Raw genomic sequence first — 17,797 nt, forward strand, 5'->3', positions numbered from 1 at the left:
GCTGCCAATAGCGACAATAGATGCGCTTAGAGGTGCTGCAGCAGTTCAAGCGGATGTGATACGACCGTCAAGGGCGACACCGCAAGCAGTGTGTCGCGGTCGTGGGTGCCATAATCCACCCCGATAGCGGCGATGCCGGCGTTATGGGCCATTTTAAGGTCAAACGCCGAGTCACCAATCATTACGGCCCGGCTCGGGCATACGCCAAGCTCAGCCAAAAGCTCATGCAGCATCTGTGGGTGCGGCTTGCTGCGGGTTTCATCGGCGCAGCGGCTGGCATGAAACTTAGGCCCAAGTCCGGTCTGGCTTAAAATGGCATCAAGCCCCGGACGGCCCTTGCCGGTGGCAATCGCGAGTTTCTTTTGCTTCTGCGCGAGGCCATCAAGCAGCTCATGTACCCCGTCAAACAGCGGGCTTGGGGTGGCATTGAGTACCTGATAATGCACCTTGTAGCGATTTATCCAGCTCTGGCGGGTCGCTTCTGTTTCAGCCGGAAACAGCGCGCGCATGGCTTCAGGCATAGAGAGACCAATCACATCCCGTACCACTTTTTCGCTCGGAATGGCTATTTCAAGCTCCTGAGCCAAAGCCTGCATGCAGTGCACAATTTTGCTGATGGAATCCATCAGGGTACCGTCCCAGTCGAAAATCACCAGCTCAAATTGCTTCATGCCTTGCCGCCCGCCTTAACGTTATCCTTTGCTTTGGTTGGCGCTGCATTGCCTGCAAGCACCTCAAGCACCCGTGCCAGCTCCTCATCGAGCGGCGCCTGCACTGTCATTTCAGTCTCAGTGTCGGGATGAGTAAAAGTGAGCTGCGCTGCATGCAAAAACAAACGGCTTAAGCCTTTTTCACGCATGCTGTTGTCAAAGCCCTGCTCGCTGTATTTTTCATCGCAGGCAATCGGATGGCCCTGATATTGGCAGTGCACCCGAATTTGATGGGTGCGGCCAGTCACAGGGCTTGCTTCCACCAGGGTGGCCTCATCGAAACGGCGCAGCACTTTAAAATAGGTTTCCGAAGGTTTGCCCTCGGCATTCACCCGCACAATCCGCTCGCCGGACTTGAGGGTGATTTTCAAAAGCGGTGCCCGTACCACGCGGTCGTGTTCCTGCCACTTGCCGCGCACCAACGCCTGATACACCTTCTGCATCTGCTTGTGCCGTAATTGGTCATGCAGATGCCGCAGTGCCATACGCTTTTTGGCAATCAGCAGCACGCCGCTGGTATCGCGATCAAGCCGGTGCACCAGCTCCAGAAACTTACAGGTAGGGCGCAGGGTTCGCAGTGATTCAATCACCCCGTAGTCCACCCCACTGCCGCCATGTACTGCAATACCGGCAGGCTTGTTCAGCACAATAATATGTTTGTCTTCAAACAGAATTCTGTCTTCAAGCTGAGCCACGCGATTAAGGTTCGCTGAGGGCGCAGTGCGGTAATCCTTTTCGGCCACCCGTACCGGCGGCACCCGTACCTCATCACCCGCCTCAAGTTTGTATTCGGGTTTGACGCGCTTTTTATTGACCCGAACCTCGCCCTTACGGACGATGCGATAAATCATGCTCTTGGGCACACCTTTGAGGCGGGCAAGCAAAAAGTTATCAATGCGCTGGCCGGCACCGTCTTCGTCGATGCCGATAAACTGAACCTGGGTGGGGGAAGTGTCTTTATTCATGGTAAACCGTCTGTCTGAAACGCAGCGCATTGTACATCAAAGTCACAGGCTGTGTGGCTTTACATTGCCGAATTTTTTGAATGTTGCTATATTCCATTCGCGGCTAAGGATTAGCAGTGGATAAAGTGTTCACAAATCCAGCAGCCGCACCGTGTTCCCGCCGGAGTAAAACAGCAGGTTGAAGGATCGCAATTCATTGAATTGCAAACTCTCGTCAGAGTTTGAGCCGATAACGTGGCCAACCGGACAAGTTAAATCCAATACGCCGCCATTTTCGTATGGTTTCCTGTGGAAAACACCCCCTGAATCGAATTATTGACTAAAACCAGTCACCGGAAGAATTGAATCGGTTTGGGCATTCACGGATGTTTTTAAAAGAATTTATGGGGTTGGTTGATGTTTTACAACGAATTCCTTGTTTTTGTAATCATTAAAAAATAAGCCATAAATCGGAAGCGACACGCAGCGATTGCGTTTTACAGTAATGCGCTTCCCCCAGCCTGATAACCTGCCGTGAGGCAATGTGCATAAGATCAGGCCCGGAATGCACCGAAAAAGCTCCGGTGACCCATTTATAGAAGAATGACGTCACCATGAAACGTATGCTTATCAACGCAACTCAATCGGAAGAGTTGCGCGTTGCCCTTGTCGATGGGCAGCAACTCTATGATCTGGACATCGAAAGCCCAGGCCACGAACAGAAAAAAGCCAACATTTACAAGGGTAAAATCACCCGCGTAGAACCCTCTCTTGAAGCTGCATTCGTAGACTATGGCGCTGAGCGTCATGGTTTTTTGCCGCTTAAAGAAATCGCCCGCGAATACTTCCCTAAAGGTTACTCCTTCCAGGGTCGCCCCAACATCAAGGAAGTGGTAAGCGAAGGTCAGGAAGTCATTGTTCAGATTGATAAAGAAGAGCGTGGCAACAAGGGCGCAGCCCTGACCACCTTTATCAGCCTGGCCGGTTCTTATCTGGTGCTGATGCCAAACAACCCACGCGCCGGTGGTATTTCCCGCCGTATCGAAGGCGACGAGCGCACTGAGCTTAAAGAAGCCATGGAGCACCTCGAAGTGCCTAACGGCATGGGCCTGATTGTGCGTACCGCCGGTGTTGGCAAAGAAGCCAGTGAGCTGCAGTGGGACCTTAAAGTGCTGCTGCGTCACTGGGATGCCATCAAAGAAGCCTCTGAGTCGCACCCTGCCCCGCTGCTTATCCATCAGGAAAGCAACGTGATTGTGCGCGCCATCCGCGACTACCTGCGCCGTGATGTGGGCGAAATTCTGATTGACCACCCACGCATTTATGAAGACGCCAAGCAGCATATCGCGCTGGTGCGTCCTGACTTTGTTGAGCGTGTGAAGCTTTACAAGGCCGAAGTGCCACTGTTCACTCACTATCAGATTGAATCTCAAATTGAATCTGCCTTCCAGCGTGAAGTGCGTCTGCCTTCCGGCGGCTCGATTGTCATCGACCCAACCGAAGCCATGACTTCTATCGACATCAACTCTGCCCGCGCCACCAAGGGCGGCGATATCGAAGAAACCGCACTCAACACCAACCTGGAAGCGGCCGATGAAATCGCCCGTCAGCTGCGTCTGCGCGACCTTGGCGGTTTGATTGTTATCGACTTTATCGACATGACCCCGGTTCGCCACCAGCGCGAAGTGGAAAACCGTCTGCGTGATGCCGTGCATCAGGACCGCGCCCGTGTGCAACTTGGTCGTATCAGCCGCTTTGGTCTGATGGAAATGTCCCGTCAGCGTCTGCGTCCGTCACTGGAAGAATCTGCCGCCCACATCTGCCCACGCTGTCATGGTCAGGGCACCATCCGTGGCACCGAGTCGCTGGCACTGTCTATCCTGCGTCTGATGGAAGAAGAAGCCATTAAGGACAACACCTCTCAGGTTGAAGCCATTGTGCCTGTGGATGTGGCCGCCTTCCTGCTGAACGAAAAGCGTAAAGCCATTCGCATCATCGAACAGCGCCACGAGGTTGAAGTGTACGTGATCCCGGATCCGCACATGATGACCCCGGAGTACAAGGTTATTCGTCATCGCAAAGACGATGAAATCGAAGAAGCCAGCTACAAGCGCGTAGAAAAACCAGAAGCCAAACTGTACGAGCCCCGTAAGCTTGAGCGTGCTCAGGCCCCTGAGCCAGTACTGAAAGGCTTTGGTGGTCCAATGGAGCCTCCTGCTGCCAAACCGGCTGAAAAAGTCGAAGCCAAACCTGCAGCCAAGCAGGAAGAAAAGCCTGGCTTCTTCACTCGCCTGTTTGCCGCCATCGGCTCACTCTTTGGCAGCGAAGAAAAAGAAGCGCCAAAAGAAGAGAAGAAAGCGACTTCCGGCAAAGGCCGTGAGCAAAACAACCGTGGCCGTAACCGCCGCAACGATCGTGGTGACGAGCGCCGTAACGAACGTCGTGATGACCGTCGCAACGACCGTCAGGAAGCCCGCAGCGATGAGCGCCGTGAAGACGGTGACAAACGCCGCGCCGAGGCCAAGGAGCGCCGTGAGCGCACCAAGCCAGAGCAGCTCGATGCCGACAAGCCAGCACGCGAAAAGCGCGAAGAAAAGCCACGTCGTGAGCGTGCGCCCAAGCGTGAAAAACCAGAAGCGGTTGAAGCTGTTGAACTGAACGACGATGTTGAATCCAAACAGGAAGTCGTGCGTGAGCGTCGCCAGCGCCGCAACATGCGCCGCAAAGTGCGTATTGAAGATGGCAGCGAAGCACCAGCTGCAATCGAGGTGAGTGACGAGCTGGAACTGGTTCAGGCCATCGATAGCGATGCTGACACAGCGCCAGCAGTTCCCGGTGAAGACAAGCCTTCCCGCAGCCGCCGTGGCAACCGTAAGCCACGCACTGAAAAGGCCGATGACGTAAGCGCCGAGTCAGCAGCTACTGAGTCTGCCGAGCGCGAGCAAACCATCGAACAAGCTGCGCCAGCCATCGTTACTGCCGCCGAAGAAGTTGCTCAGGGTTCACTGGCATTTGACAGCGACAATGGCGACGAAGCCGACGACCAGGACGGTGATGACAAGCCACGCCGTGACGGTCGTGACGGTCAGCGCCGCAGCCGCCGCAGCCCTCGTCATCTGCGCGCCGCCGGTCAGCGTCGTCGCCGCGATGAGCAGGAGCAAAATGGTACTGAAGAAGGCACTGCTGCCGACGCAGCACCAGCCGTTGCTGCCGTAACTGAGGTTGTGGCTGCTGAAGTTGTGACAGCTGAAGTTGTGACAGCTGAAGTACAGAGCGCCGACGTGGTAGCCGAGGTTATTAAGGCCGACGCTATCACTCAGGCCGATGCTATCACTCAGGCCGACGCAATCACTCAAGAGAGCGTGCTGCAAACCGCCTCCGACATGGCCGACATCGTTGTGGTGAATGAAGCCGTGAAGGAAGCGCCGGTTGCTGAGACTGCCGCTCCAGCACCTGTCGCTGTAGCACCTGCCGCTGAGGTAGCTCCTGCTGCACAAGCCGTTGCAACGCCAATCGCCGAGGTGAAAACTGAAGCTGCCCCGGTAGCAGAAACCGCTCAGGTCGAAGCTAAAGTCGAAGCCAAAGTTGAAGCTGCCGCTGAAACTGTGGTTGTAAGCTCGGTTGAAACTGCCGTTGAAACCAAAGCCGAAGCCAAAACCGAAGCCAAGGCCGCAGAAAAAGCCATCGCCGCAGCGCCAATGGCCAAACCTGCCGCCATCGCGCCAGCTCGCGTTGCCGTGGCACCAAAAGCCGCCGAAGCGCCAGCGCAGGTTTCAGCTCCAGCCAGCCGCCCAGCCGGCAGCCGTTTCGGCTCCATGGTCAGCTCTGAAATGACCAAGCCAAGCGTCGACGCGCCTGAGCAGGTTGCCACGCCAAAAGGCCGTGCCTACGAGGCGTCCGCCGCCGAGGTGAGCGCGCCTAAGGTCAAGACCAGCAACAGCGCTGGCTCTGATATGGCAAGACCACAGTAAGGGTTCATCCCGCTCAACAAAGCCGCGCTGATGCGCGGCTTTTTTATTCGCGCGACTTTTTATCGGCACTTTCCTTTGAATGGCACTCTCTTTTGAACTCCTGAATAGCACTCTCTTTTTCACTCTCTTTTTAAAGGTTTTGTCGTTCTTATTTCTGAGCGATTATTGAGGGGCCACACCACACTATCTTGGCTTTTGGGGACCTTGCTTGGCTTTTTGGGTACCCCGGCAGTGCAAACTTTGTTAGACTTCGCGGCTTTATTTGTTACTTACATCACAAATCCAGCCAAGAGGTTTTATGTTTGAGCTGCTGCGCCACCACTCTGCCACCCACAGGGCGGACATACTTTCCGGCCTTACGGTCGCCCTCGCTCTGGTTCCCGAAGCCGTTGCTTTTGCTTTTGTCGCCGGCGTCGAGCCCATGGTCGGCCTTTATGCCGCGTTTATCATGGGGCTTATCACTGCCGTGATTGGCGGTCGACCCGGGATGATCTCCGGCGCCACCGGTGCCATGGCGGTTGTGATGGTGGCACTGGTTACCAGCCACGGGGTGCAATATCTGTTTGCTGCTGTGGTATTGGCGGGGCTTATCCAAGTGGCGGCGGGGATTTTCAAGCTCGGCAAGTTTATCCGCATCGTGCCTTACCCTGTGATGATTGGCTTTGTGAATGGTCTGGCGATTGTGATTTTTCTGGCCCAGCTCGGTCAGTTCAAGGTAATGGGTGACAATGGCGAGCTCACCTGGCTCAGTGGTGATGGCCTTTACCTGATGCTCGCTCTGGTGGCGCTTACCATGGCCATCATTCACTTTCTGCCCAAACTCACTACGGCTGTTCCGTCGTCATTGGCTGCAATCCTTACGGTCACGGGTCTGGTAGTGTTTTTTGAGCTCGACACCCGCACTGTGCTCGATTTCCTTAAAACCATGAGCGGCAATGACAATGCCACCATCGCAGGCTCGCTGCCAAGTTTTGCCATTCCCGCCGTGCCCTTTAGCTGGGAAACCTTGGAAATCATCCTGCCCTACTCGGTTATTCTGGCGGCGGTTGGCCTGATTGAATCACTGCTGACACTGACGGTACTGGATGAGATGACCGGCACCCGTGGCCGCGGCAATAAAGAGTGCGTCGGGCAGGGTGTGGGTAACATCACCAGCGGCATTTTTGGTGCCATGGGTGGCTGCGCCATGATTGGTCAGTCGATGATTAACATTAACTCCGGTGGCCGTGGCCGCTTGTCGGGGATCACTGCCGCGCTGGCGCTACTCGCCTTTATTCTGTTTGGTGCTGCCTTTATCGAAATCATTCCGCTGGCGGCGCTGGTCGGGGTGATGTTTATGGTGGTGCTCGGCACCTTTGAGTGGGCGAGCTTTAAAGTGATGCGCAAGGTGCCGCGCCACGATGCCTTTGTGATTGTGCTGGTAACCGTAGTGACTGTGTTTACCGATCTGGCGGTCGCAGTCTTTGTTGGCGTGATTGTCTCTGCGCTGGTGTTTGCCTGGGAGCATGCCAAGCACATCAGTGCCAGCACTGAGTTCACTGCCGATGGCAGCAAACTTTACCGGGTATCCGGCCCGCTGTTTTTTGGCTCGGCGTCGCATTTTCTGGCGCTGTTTGATGCCGAAAACGACCCTGCCGAGGTCATCGTTGACTTTGGTCAGTCGCGGGTTGCCGATCACTCGGCGCTCGATGCCATCGACACCCTGGCCGAGCGTTACAGTGCCAAGGGCAAGACCCTGCATCTGGTACACCTCAGCGAGGACTGTAAGGCGCTGCTTGCCAGAGCCGGCGATCTGGTTGAAGTGAATGTGTTGACCGACCCGCATTACCGGGTTGCAGATGATAAACTCGATTAAAGCAAACTGGACTAAAACAAGCTGGATTAAAGCAAACCGGATCGAAACAAACAGGATTAAAAAAGCGGCCCTTCGGCCGCTTTTTCATTCTTAACTTCAACGTGTTATATAAAATCCGCTTTGACAGACTCAGGCTTTGAGCCTGTCGGCAAACACCTTTTTAAACTTCTCTACCTTGGGTTTTATCACCATGGCGCAGTAACCCTGCTCCGGGTTATTGGCAAAATAGTTATGATGATAGTTTTCAGCCGGATAAAAGCCCTGATAAGCCACCACTTCTGTGACTATCGGCTTTGGCCAGGCGCCGGAGGCATTGAGCGCCGAAATCACCGCCGATGCGGCTTCACCCTGCGCCTCATCGTGGGCAAAAATCACCGAACGATACTGCGGCCCCACATCGTTACCCTGGCGGTTTAAGGTCGTGGGATCGTGGCTTAAGAAAAACGCTTTCAGCAAGGTATCAAAGTCGATTACCGCCGGATTGTAAGTGATTTGCACCACTTCGGCGTGGGCAGTGTTCCCCGAGCACACCTTTTTGTAATTTGCATCGTCGGCATTGCCACCGGCGTAGCCCGGCGCCACGTTCACCACTCCGTCAAGGGCGCTGAATACCGCCTCAACGCACCAAAAACATCCCGCGCCAAAGGTTGCCTCGGCCAGTGTGGTTTCATCAGCGGCTGGCTGCGCTTTGGGTTTAAACACCATAGATACCGAATTTACGCAGTGGCGCAGGTTTTTGGGTGTCAGATATTCCCCTTCAAACACATGCCCAAGGTGACCGCCGCAATTTGCGCAGACAATTTCGACCCTGCGGCCATCGGCGTCCATATGGCGCGCCACAGCGCCGGCAATCTCATCATCAAAGGCAGGCCAGCCGCAGTGGGCCTGAAACTTATGCTCCGACAGGTACAAAGGCGCATCACAGCGCTTGCAGCAATACACACCTTCGGCTTTGTGCAGATTGTACTCGCCGGAATAGGGCCGCTCAGTGCCTTTGTGCTCAATGACGTATTGTTCAAACTCTGTCAGTGTTCTCATGATTACTCCCAAGGTGCGCCCGGCGCCTGATGATGACGCTAACAATGCACGGCGTTTGCTGCTCTCGTCTGGCTTATGCTGCGATGGCTCGGCTTATGCTGTGAAAACTTAGCTTTGCTAAAGACCGGCCAAGGGCGGATTGTATTACATCGATGCGAGCTCAGATGAGTAGCAGCTGCGATAAACAGTAACGCCGCACCAGCGCTCAAATTAGCGCCCCAATAAATGTCCAAATAGACGCTGATTGTATTGCGGCTCTCCAGTTTATGCGACCACCTTTGTGTGAGCACATTTGTCCAAGCGAACTTGTGGCAGTGAGCTTCTTTGAGTGCGTTTGTGCAAGGATCTTGTGCAAGTGAGTGTACGCGGGCACGCCAGCCACTTTTATCCCCTAGCCTGCCCAATAGCCGCTACCCAAAACAGAAAAACAATAAAGACCGGCAAAGCATAGAGTATTTGCACTCCTTCCCGGTCACGACTAGACTCTCGGCCGGGGTCAAACCAACTACAAAAAGAAAACATATTATGAAACTGGAAACTATCGATTACCGCGCCGATGATGCGGCGGCGCAATTTGTTCAATCACTGCGGGAAACCGGCTTTGGGGTGCTGTCAAATCACCCAATCAATCAGGCGTTGGTAGAAAGCATCTACCGCGACTGGTACGCCTTTTTCCAAAGTGACGACAAACACAATTACCGTTTCAACCCAAGCACCCAGGACGGATTTTTTCCGGCCGACGTGTCCGAAACCGCCAAAGGCCATCAGGTAAAAGACATCAAAGAATACTTTCATGTTTATCCCTGGGGCCAAATTCCTGCGACGCTCAAAGAAAACATCCTCACCTATTACCGTGAAGCCAATGCCCTCGCCGCCGAGCTGCTGTCCTGGGTTGAAGCGCACAGTCCGGTCGAGGTTAAAAAGGGCTTCAACGAGCCGCTGCCAAACATGATTGATGGCAGCCAAAAGACCCTGCTGCGGGTGCTGCACTACCCGCCGATGACAGGTGAAGAAGAGCCGGGCGCTATCCGCGCCGCCGCCCACGAAGACATTAACCTGCTGACAGTGCTGCCGGCCGCCAACGAGCCGGGGCTGCAGGTAAAAGCCAAAGATGGCAGCTGGCTTGATGTGCCTTCCGATTTTGGCAACCTTATCATCAACATCGGCGATATGCTGCAGGAAGCCTCCGGCGGTTACTTCCCGTCCACCTCCCACCGGGTGATTAACCCTGAGGGCATGGACAAGACCAAGTCACGGATTTCGCTGCCGCTGTTTTTGCACCCGCGCCCCGATGTGGTGCTGTCTGAGCGCTACACCGCCGACAGCTACCTGATGGAGCGCCTGCGCGAGCTTGGGGTGATTTAATCGCCAAGCGCTGAACTTAAAGCGTCCTTCGGGACGCTTTTTTTGTGCCTTGGCGCCAAAAACGCTAGAATATGCGCCCCAACTTGGCGACAACAGGAAAGAAACAATGGCGATTCAATGGTATCCCGGACACATGCACAAGGCACAAAAAGAGATTGCCGAAGCCATGCCACAGGTGGATCTCGTCATTGAGGTGCTGGATGCGCGCATCCCCTATTCCAGCGAAAACCCCATGGTTGCCAAACTTCGGGGCGATAAGCCCTGTATCAAGCTGTTGAATAAATGCGACTTGGCCGATCCGGACATTACCGCCGCCTGGATTGCTCACCTCGAGAAAGAGCAAGGGGTAAAGGCGATGGCCGTTACCACCCTGGAGCCCGGGCATCTTAAAACCGTAATTCCTGAGCTGGTGCGTAAACTGGTGCCCGAGCGCGACACCGCCGCCAAAGACATACGCACCATGATAATGGGCATTCCCAACGTCGGAAAATCCACCATTATCAATACCCTCGCCGGCCGCGTCATCGCCAAAACCGGTAACGAGCCCGCCGTCACCAAGGCGCAGCAGCGCATCAATCTTAAAAACGGCATAGTGCTGTCGGACACCCCCGGCATCCTGTGGCCCAAGGTGGACAACGAAGCGAGCAGCTATCGTCTGGCCGTCACCGGCGCCATCAAGGATACCGCCATGGAATACGACGAAGTGGCACTGTTTGCGGTCGCCTTTTTCCGTGAGGCATACCCTGCCGAGCTTAAAGAGCGCTACAAGCTTGAAGAGCTGTCGGAAGATGACGTAGCGCTGCTGGAAGACATAGGCCGCAAGCGCGGCGCGCTCAGAAGCGGTGGTTACATTGATCTTCACAAGGCCTCTGAACTGCTGTTACACGAATTCAGAAGCGGTAAAATCGGCCTGCTGAGCCTGGAAACGCCGGAAATGGCCGAGCGTGAAAAAGAAGAAGTCGCCCGCATTCTTGCTGAAAAGGCCGCCATCAAGCAGGCCAAACTCGAAGAAGAAAAACTGCGCCGCTCAGGTAAACGCCACAATAACTGAGCGCCAAGCTAATTATTGGCCAGCCTGAATACAAAAAACCGCCAGCTCGAACTGGCGGTTTTTTTATGCCGCACGTTTTATCAAAGAGATCCTCAGCATCAGGCGCCACTTACTTGAATCAACATCGACAAATGAGAGCCAAATAAAGATCGCGGCCAACGAAGCAACTTATGACCAACTAAGCAACTTATGACCATCGAAATAATCTATGTGAACAAGGAAGAATGGCGAACGAAGAAGCATGGCGAACAGAGAACAATGGCGAACACAGCAGAATAAATAGCGAGAGTAAAGGCTAAAGCGAAAATACTGTGACAGGAATTTTTTTGGGATTCGAACTTTGATCGTGGGCGTAAAGCTTTATTTGAATGGTACCCGAGGACGGACTTGAACCGTCACGGCGTTACCGCCGAGGGATTTTAAATCCCTTGTGTCTACCGATTCCACCACTCGGGCCAAGTGTCGAAGCTTTTTGGAAGCTTTCGAAAAGTGGAGGCGCGACCCGGAGTCGAACCGAGATCGACGGATTTGCAATCCGCAGCATAGCCATTCTGCCATCGCGCCATCTTGTACCAAGCTTCCGGGGAGGAAGTTTGGAGCGACATATCGGGTTCGAACCGATGACCTATACCTTGGCAAGGTATCGCTCTACCAACTGAGCTAATGTCGCGTTTTTTGCTTCGTTAACTTCAATCAAGGCGGAGGTATCGCTACTTCCTATCTGACTGAGCTAATGTCGCGTTTTTTGCCTTTAACTACTTTCTGAGAACAAAGCGTGTTTAAAGCGTTTACACTCAAAGTTTCCCCTGACTGCGGATTGGCATTCTACCGATTTAACCTCGGGTGTCAAACGCTTATTTTCACTCACAAACTCGTATGCACACTAAATAAACGACCTGCATCAGAAACATGCAGCATCGGGATAAAACTTATTCAGCGGTCAGATCTTTCCAGGCGGCGCTGATGTAACTCATCATCGACCAGAAGGTCAGAATGGCGGCGACATAGAAAAGACCGTAAGCCGCGAGCACCACCCAGTCATTGGGTTTCCAGATAAGGCCGATAATGGCCACCATCTGTGCGGCTGTCTTATATTTGCCAATCCATGACACGGCAACCGCGCCGCGTTTGCCGATTTCGGCCATCCATTCACGCAGCGCCGAAATCACGATTTCGCGGCCAATCATAAACAGCGCCGGCAAGGTGAGCCAGGGCGAGTCGTAATCAGCAACCAGCAGCACCAGCGCGGTAACTACCATCACTTTGTCGGCAACGGGGTCCAAAAAGGCACCGAAACGGGTTAACTGCCCTAGTTTACGGGCGGCGTAACCATCAAGGGCATCGGTAATGGCGGCAAGCCAGAACACAAACGCGGCCGCAAAGGGTGTCCAGGCGTAAGGAAGATAGAAGATCACCACGAAGACCGGCAGCAAAAACAACCGGAAAAAGGTCAAGGCGATGGGTAAGTTAAACGGCATGGGAGCCCCTGGAGTTCAAAAGCAGCGCCAATCTTGCCTGATTTTTGTTACCCTCGCAATGCGTCATGGATAGTTTGCGCCATTTCTGCGCTGATCCCGGGAACCTTGGCAAGTTCGGCCACGCTGGCATTTTTAACCTGCTGTAATCCACCGAGATATTGCAGCAGCGCCTTGCGTCTTTTCGGGCCTATGCCGGGGATGGATTCAAGGGATGAGGTATTGCGGGTCTGCTGCCGCTTGGCCCGGTGGCCGGTGATGGCAAACCGGTGCGACTCATCGCGGATGTGCTGAATAAGGTGCAGCGCCGGATTGTCAGACTCGAGCGAAAACTCCGCTTCGCTGCCGCCAAAAATCAGCGTCTCGAGCCCGGGTTTACGACTCTCGCCCTTGGCAACGCCTACCAGCAAGGGGCGGCGATCCATATCGGCAAATTTGTCATCCACAATCGCCATGGCGGCGCGAAGCTGCCCAAGGCCGCCATCAATAAACAGCACATCCGGCACCTTACCGGTACGCTCGATTTTATCAAAGCGGCGGGTCAGCGCCTGCGCCATGGCGGCGTAGTCATCGCCGCCTGTGATGCCACTGATGTTGTAGCGGCGGTACTCGGCTTTGTGCGGCCCTTCACGGTTAAACACCACGCAGGAGGCGACCGTGCTCTCGCCCATGGTGTGGCTGATATCAAAGCACTCCATACGCTCAATGGGCGTTGGCAGCCCAAGCACCTCTTCAAGGAGTTCCATTCGCTGCTCGACCGTGCTCTTGTGTGCAAGCTTGCTTGCGACCGCGTTGGCAGCATTGGTACTGGCAAGACGCAAAAAGGCGGCGCGCTCGCCGCGAATGCGGCATTTAATCTCGATTTTTTTGCCAAGGCTGTCCTGAATAGCGGCCTCAAGCTCATGTAAATCGTCAAACTCTTCATCAAGCAGCACTTCGCGCGGGATGCTGCGTGACGACTCATTGCCAAGGTAAAACTGCAGCATAAAGGCACGCAGCACCTCACCAAGCTCGGTGGCGTCCGGCACCGCCGGAAAATAGCTGCGGCTGCCAAAAATCTTGCCGTCGCGAATAAACAGAATATGGAAGCAGGCAATGCCGGAGGCAAAGTTTACCCCTATCACGTCCATATCGCCCTGCTGACCGGACACATTCTGCTGCTCGGCCACTTTACGAAGCGCCTGAATTTGGTCGCGAAAACGCGCCGCGGCTTCGTATTCCATCGCCTCAGCCGCCGCCGACATTTTATCGACCAAGGCTACAATAACCTGCTGATCCTTACCACGCAGAAAAAGACTCGCAAGCCGCACCTGCTCGGCATAATCGGTATCACTGATTTTGCCCACACAGGGCGCCGAGCAGCGGCCTATCTGGTATTGCAGGCACGGCCTTGAGCGGGCCCGGTAATAGGCATCTTCACACTGGCGGATAGGAAACAGCTTTTGCATCAGATTAAGGCTTTCGCGCACCGCCCCGCCGTTGGGATAAGGGCCAAAATACTCGCCCTTTTCGCGCTTGGCACCGCGATGATACGCAAGGCGCGGGTGGCGATGGCCGCTCAGCAGAATATAAGGATAGGATTTGTCATCACGCAGCAGCACGTTGTACTTGGGCATGTACTGCTTGATGTAATCATTTTCAAGAATAAGGGCTTCGGTTTCACTGTGGGTAACAGTGACATCGATATTGGCGATGTTGCTGACCAGCGCCTGGGTCTTGATGCTCGGCAGATTGGCGCGAAAGTAAGAAGACAGGCGCTTCTTTAAATCTTTGGCCTTGCCGACATAAATCACTTCGCCGGCGGTGTCGTACATGCGATAGACGCCGCTAGCGGTGGAAACGGTTTTTAGAAATGCCTTGCTGTCGAACACGCTTAAAACTTGCCGGGGTCGATGATTTTGTGACGGATTGCGAGGCGGGTGAGCTCCACATCGCTGCCAATGCCAAGTTTGGCAAACAGGCGGTAACGGTAACTGTTAACCGTTTTCGGGCTTAAGTTCAGCTGCTCGGCAATATCGCTGACCTTCATGCTGTTGATGATCATCATCGCGATTTGCAACTCACGCTCTGACAGCTGTTTGAAGGGGTTTTCATCGGTTTGGGTAAGCTGGCTCAGTGCCATTTGCTGAGCAATCTCAGGCGCCAGATAACGCTGACCGCAGGCAACCTGGCGGATGGCCTGCACGACTTCAGGCGGTCTGGCACTCTTACTCAAAAAGCCAAAGGCGCCGGCCTGCATAACCTTGGTCGGGAACGGATCTTCAGTGTGCATCGACAACATGATGATGCGGGCGTGGGGCTGATAGCGCAAAATCTTGCGGGTCGCTTCGATACCGCCGATGCCGGGCATGCTCATGTCCATCAGCACCACATCGGCTTCGTTTTGTTTCGACCAGGTCACGGCAGTTTCACCGTCCGGGGCCTCACCCACTACCTTAATACCGCGCTCGTCTTCCAGGATCCGGCGGATCCCGGTGCGAACCAATTCGTGATCGTCGACCAAATAGACAGAAATCAACTTAGCACCACCCTGTTTATCGTTATTGTAGAAACCGACAACGCATTCCCTGCGCCCAGCAGCGATAATTTATCCCAACTGACCGGCGCTGGCAAAGCTTTCCGTCCGGCTTGTCATCGCCACTAACCCTTGGTTATCAATCTGAAATACCGCACCTTTTACGCTACTATTCATGCGACTATTTAAGCTTTTTTGTGCCGCTTTTTAACCTTAGTTGCGCTAGCCAAAGCGCAGCGGTGCGGAATAATCGCCGCAGCCTACAGCAAAACCCCTGCAGCAAAACCTTCACGGCCAGAAAGCAAAAAGCCCGCTGATTTCTCAGCGGGCTTTTCAGAATTTGGCGGAGGAGCAGGGATTTGAACCCTGGGTGGGCTATAAACCCACGCCGGTTTTCAAGACCGGTGCATTAAACCACTCTGCCACCCCTCCGAACGAGACGCATAATATCCATGGAGAACCTCGCTGTAAAGCCCGAATTGTAAAATATCGCGCGTTTGCTCATTTGCGCGCCAATTCGGCATAATAACGGGCATTTTTCAACCTAAGGCGATGTTTTTTAGCTGTTTACTGCCAGTCTCTGGTGCCTAGTTTACTGCTGCGGAGTTTTATGGCGGTAGCTTTATAGCGCCGTTTTTATCAAAGCTGCATCAAGCTGGATATGTAAGGCTGGATGAGACGTGAATGAAACGAGGAGCTGCTGTAAGGACAACAAACTCTGTCGTCGGGCCAAATGTAACAGCATAAAGCAAAAAGCCCGCTGATTTCTCAGCGGGCTTTTCAGAATTTGGCGGAGGAGCAGGGATTTGAACCCTGGGTGGGCTATAAACCCACGCCGGTTTTCAAGACCGGTGCATTAAACCACTCTGCCACCCCTCCGAATGAGACGCATAATAGCCTTGCTCCCCGGCGCTGTAAACTCCTTTTTTCAAAGACGCAATTGATTGCTTAGAGTTTGCCCAATGCGATCTGTTTTTAACCAAGCCGGGCAACTGTCTGTTTCATTTAGCCTTCAAAGGACAGCTTACAGTGGCAAAGGATATGCTAAAATCGCCCCATCAATGATTTTCAAAGACTCCTATGCATCCTTCTTGTGTTTCGGCCGGGCAACTGGCTCCGGTATTTAAACTGCCAACCAACCTGACTGACAATCCCGGCATCGGCCATTTGCTGCTTTGTCAGGACAGGTTGTGCGATGCCTTTAGCCTGGCAAGTCAAATCCAGAGCCAGCATATGTATCTGGCTGATTTCGCCGGCGTGCACCGGCCGTCACTGTTTAAGGCGCTTGCGCAGTCAGCAGTAAAACCCCTTAAAGAGCTGGTTGCCAAACGTCAGGACGACAATACAGAGCTTAACTGGCAAGAGATTCGCCAAGGCGAACATGGCACTGTCGCCACCGAGCGCGGCCTTTATACCATCCTTGGACAGAAACTTAGCCGCCAGGACCTGTTTGGCAGCCTGCAAACCGACGCCAAGGGCAAGCTCAGTTATCAGCAAGGCGCCCTCGCCTCTTATCCTTATGTGTTTATCTGCGTCGAGTCGATTTACCGCCGCGAAGGCCTGTGGCAACTGCTGATGGCCGCCCTTGAGCACGGCAGTTACCGGGTTGGCAAAGAGATGACAATTCCGCTGCAATCCACTGTCATTTTGGTTGGCAGTGCCCTGCAATACAGTGAGCTTCGCGCCCATGACCATGAATTTGTGCGCCACTTCCCGCTGCTGGGTGAAGTTGCCCATGAGCTTGATTTAACCAGTAAAACGGAGCAGGACTACGGCCTGTGGCTTAAGGCGCTCGCCGCCAGTGAAGGCTACAGCCTCGAAGACAGCGCCCTGATGCCGCTGTTTCTCTTTTCGGCCCGTGACTGTGAGCATCAACAGCGCCTCTCGTTGGGCGCACAGGACATGGTACAGCTGTTCGCCCAAGCCGCCGTGTATGGCCGCTCAACCAGTTTGGCAGGCACTGCCATCGACAAGGCAATCCGCCAGCTTAAACGCCGCCACAACAGCTCTGAGCGCTTCTCGGCCCAGAGTTTTGATGACAGCTTTATCAACCTGCCCACCAGCGGCGAAATGGTTGGCCAGATTAATGGCCTGACCGTAATCGACAGCATTGACTACAGCTACGGTGAGCCTGCGCGCATCACCGCCACCGTCCACTACGGTGACGGCGAAGTGGCGGACATCGAGCGCAAATCTGAGCTTGGCGGCAATATCCACGCCAAGGGCATGATGATCCTTTCAGCCTGTCTGTACCGGATCTTCGGCCGCGATGCACCGCTGCACCTCAATGCCAACATAGTATTCGAGCAGTCCTATCAGGAAATCGATGGCGACAGTGCCTCCTTGGCCGAGTATTGCTGTTTGATGTCCGCTATCAGTGAGCAGCCAATTAATCAATCACTTGCGGTAACGGGTGCCCTTGACCAATTCGGCAATGTGCAGGCCATCGGCGGTGTGAATGAAAAAATTGAAGGCTTCTTTAACCTTTGTGAACGCCGTGGTCTGTCAGGCGAGCAAGGGGTGATAATTCCCCATGCCAACCTGCTGCAGCTCAATCTTGATCCCAAGGTGATTGATGCAGTGCGCCGGGAGGAGTTCCATATTTTTGCCGTTGAGCACATGGACGAAGCAGTCGAGCTGTTAATGTCACTGCCGGCCGGCAAAGCCGATGAAGAGCACAATTTCCCCGAAAACACCCTCTATGGTTTGGTGCAGGCACGGCTTGATCGCCTCGCCGGCGACGATCTTGAGGACGAGCCCAACGGCTTACTTGCCAGATTGCTCGCAAAATGGCCGTTTTCCCGGGGCTAAAAAGGTGGTTGGACTTGTCTGGCGTACAGGTGTTCGCTAATCTTGGCCACTCTTATTGATGG

At 54.2% G+C, this 17,797-nt stretch carries 11 protein-coding genes and 5 tRNA genes; 5 read left to right on the forward strand and 11 right to left on the reverse strand.

The genetic code is table 11. The annotated features are described in order from the left end of the window. Nucleotides 1-26: 26 nt before the first annotated feature. The gene (locus KJI95_RS14040) at nucleotides 27-671 is read right to left on the reverse strand and encodes an HAD-IA family hydrolase (RefSeq protein WP_214507827.1); all 645 of its coding nucleotides are present in this window, start codon (nucleotides 669-671) and stop codon (nucleotides 27-29) included. Continuing rightward, nucleotides 668-1,675 carry a 23S rRNA pseudouridine(955/2504/2580) synthase RluC gene (gene rluC, locus KJI95_RS14045; protein ID WP_214507828.1) on the reverse strand — a complete coding sequence of 336 codons (1,008 nt, stop codon included), beginning with the start codon at nucleotides 1,673-1,675 and terminating at the stop codon, nucleotides 668-670. Before rluC ends, KJI95_RS14040 begins: the two co-directional genes overlap by 4 nt. Before the next feature lie 593 nt (nucleotides 1,676-2,268). Here rluC and rne point away from each other — a divergent pair. Both rne and KJI95_RS14055 read left to right on the forward strand, forming a co-directional pair. Further along, entirely contained in the window at nucleotides 2,269-5,625 is a 3,357-nt protein-coding gene (gene rne / locus KJI95_RS14050; protein WP_214507829.1) for a ribonuclease E, read from the forward strand. A gap of 298 nt (nucleotides 5,626-5,923) precedes the next feature. Next, nucleotides 5,924-7,480 (forward strand): SulP family inorganic anion transporter, encoded by a 1,557-nt coding sequence (locus tag KJI95_RS14055; RefSeq protein ID WP_214507830.1) that lies wholly within the window; start codon nucleotides 5,924-5,926, stop codon nucleotides 7,478-7,480. 129 nt (nucleotides 7,481-7,609) lie between these two features. Here KJI95_RS14055 and KJI95_RS14060 read toward each other — a convergent pair whose 3' ends face one another. Beyond that, the gene (locus KJI95_RS14060) at nucleotides 7,610-8,518 is read right to left on the reverse strand and encodes a bifunctional methionine sulfoxide reductase B/A protein (protein ID WP_214507831.1); all 909 of its coding nucleotides are present in this window, start codon (nucleotides 8,516-8,518) and stop codon (nucleotides 7,610-7,612) included. 525 nt (nucleotides 8,519-9,043) lie between these two features. Between KJI95_RS14060 and KJI95_RS14065 the strand changes: the two genes are divergently transcribed. Together KJI95_RS14065 and ylqF are read left to right on the forward strand one after the other, a co-directional pair. After that, nucleotides 9,044-9,883, forward strand: coding sequence for an isopenicillin N synthase family dioxygenase (locus KJI95_RS14065; RefSeq protein ID WP_214507832.1), 840 nt, complete (start codon nucleotides 9,044-9,046; stop codon nucleotides 9,881-9,883). Between the two features lie 106 nt (nucleotides 9,884-9,989). Continuing rightward, nucleotides 9,990-10,934 carry a ribosome biogenesis GTPase YlqF gene (ylqF, locus tag KJI95_RS14070; RefSeq protein ID WP_214507833.1) on the forward strand — a complete coding sequence of 315 codons (945 nt, stop codon included), beginning with the start codon at nucleotides 9,990-9,992 and terminating at the stop codon, nucleotides 10,932-10,934. 369 nt (nucleotides 10,935-11,303) lie between these two features. Here ylqF and KJI95_RS14075 read toward each other — a convergent pair. From KJI95_RS14075 to KJI95_RS14110, 8 genes are all read right to left on the reverse strand, one after another. Next, a tRNA-Leu gene (locus KJI95_RS14075) sits at nucleotides 11,304-11,390 on the reverse strand. A gap of 34 nt (nucleotides 11,391-11,424) precedes the next feature. Continuing rightward, nucleotides 11,425-11,498, reverse strand: a tRNA-Cys gene (locus KJI95_RS14080). Between the two features lie 30 nt (nucleotides 11,499-11,528). After that, a tRNA-Gly gene (locus tag KJI95_RS14085) sits at nucleotides 11,529-11,604 on the reverse strand. Between the two features lie 259 nt (nucleotides 11,605-11,863). Further along, complete coding sequence (gene pgsA, locus KJI95_RS14090) at nucleotides 11,864-12,412, reverse strand: CDP-diacylglycerol--glycerol-3-phosphate 3-phosphatidyltransferase (RefSeq protein WP_214507834.1); 549 nt, start codon at nucleotides 12,410-12,412, stop codon at nucleotides 11,864-11,866. A 47-nt stretch (nucleotides 12,413-12,459) separates the two neighbouring features. Next, nucleotides 12,460-14,280 carry an excinuclease ABC subunit UvrC gene (gene uvrC / locus KJI95_RS14095; RefSeq protein ID WP_214507835.1) on the reverse strand — a complete coding sequence of 607 codons (1,821 nt, stop codon included), beginning with the start codon at nucleotides 14,278-14,280 and terminating at the stop codon, nucleotides 12,460-12,462. Between the two features lie 2 nt (nucleotides 14,281-14,282). After that, complete coding sequence (gene uvrY, locus KJI95_RS14100; protein ID WP_214507836.1) at nucleotides 14,283-14,927, reverse strand: UvrY/SirA/GacA family response regulator transcription factor; 645 nt, start codon at nucleotides 14,925-14,927, stop codon at nucleotides 14,283-14,285. Nucleotides 14,928-15,265: 338 nt separating this feature from the next. Then, a tRNA-Ser gene (locus KJI95_RS14105) sits at nucleotides 15,266-15,356 on the reverse strand. A gap of 356 nt (nucleotides 15,357-15,712) precedes the next feature. Next, nucleotides 15,713-15,803 (reverse strand) — tRNA-Ser (locus KJI95_RS14110). A gap of 201 nt (nucleotides 15,804-16,004) precedes the next feature. On the opposite strand from KJI95_RS14110, the gene KJI95_RS14115 reads away from it, so the two are divergent. After that, complete coding sequence (locus tag KJI95_RS14115; RefSeq protein ID WP_214507837.1) at nucleotides 16,005-17,735, forward strand: S16 family serine protease; 1,731 nt, start codon at nucleotides 16,005-16,007, stop codon at nucleotides 17,733-17,735. Nucleotides 17,736-17,797 lie beyond the last annotated feature (62 nt).

The sequence above is a fragment of the Shewanella jiangmenensis genome (assembly GCF_018596335.1).
GTDB lineage: Bacteria > Pseudomonadota > Gammaproteobacteria > Enterobacterales > Shewanellaceae > Shewanella > Shewanella jiangmenensis.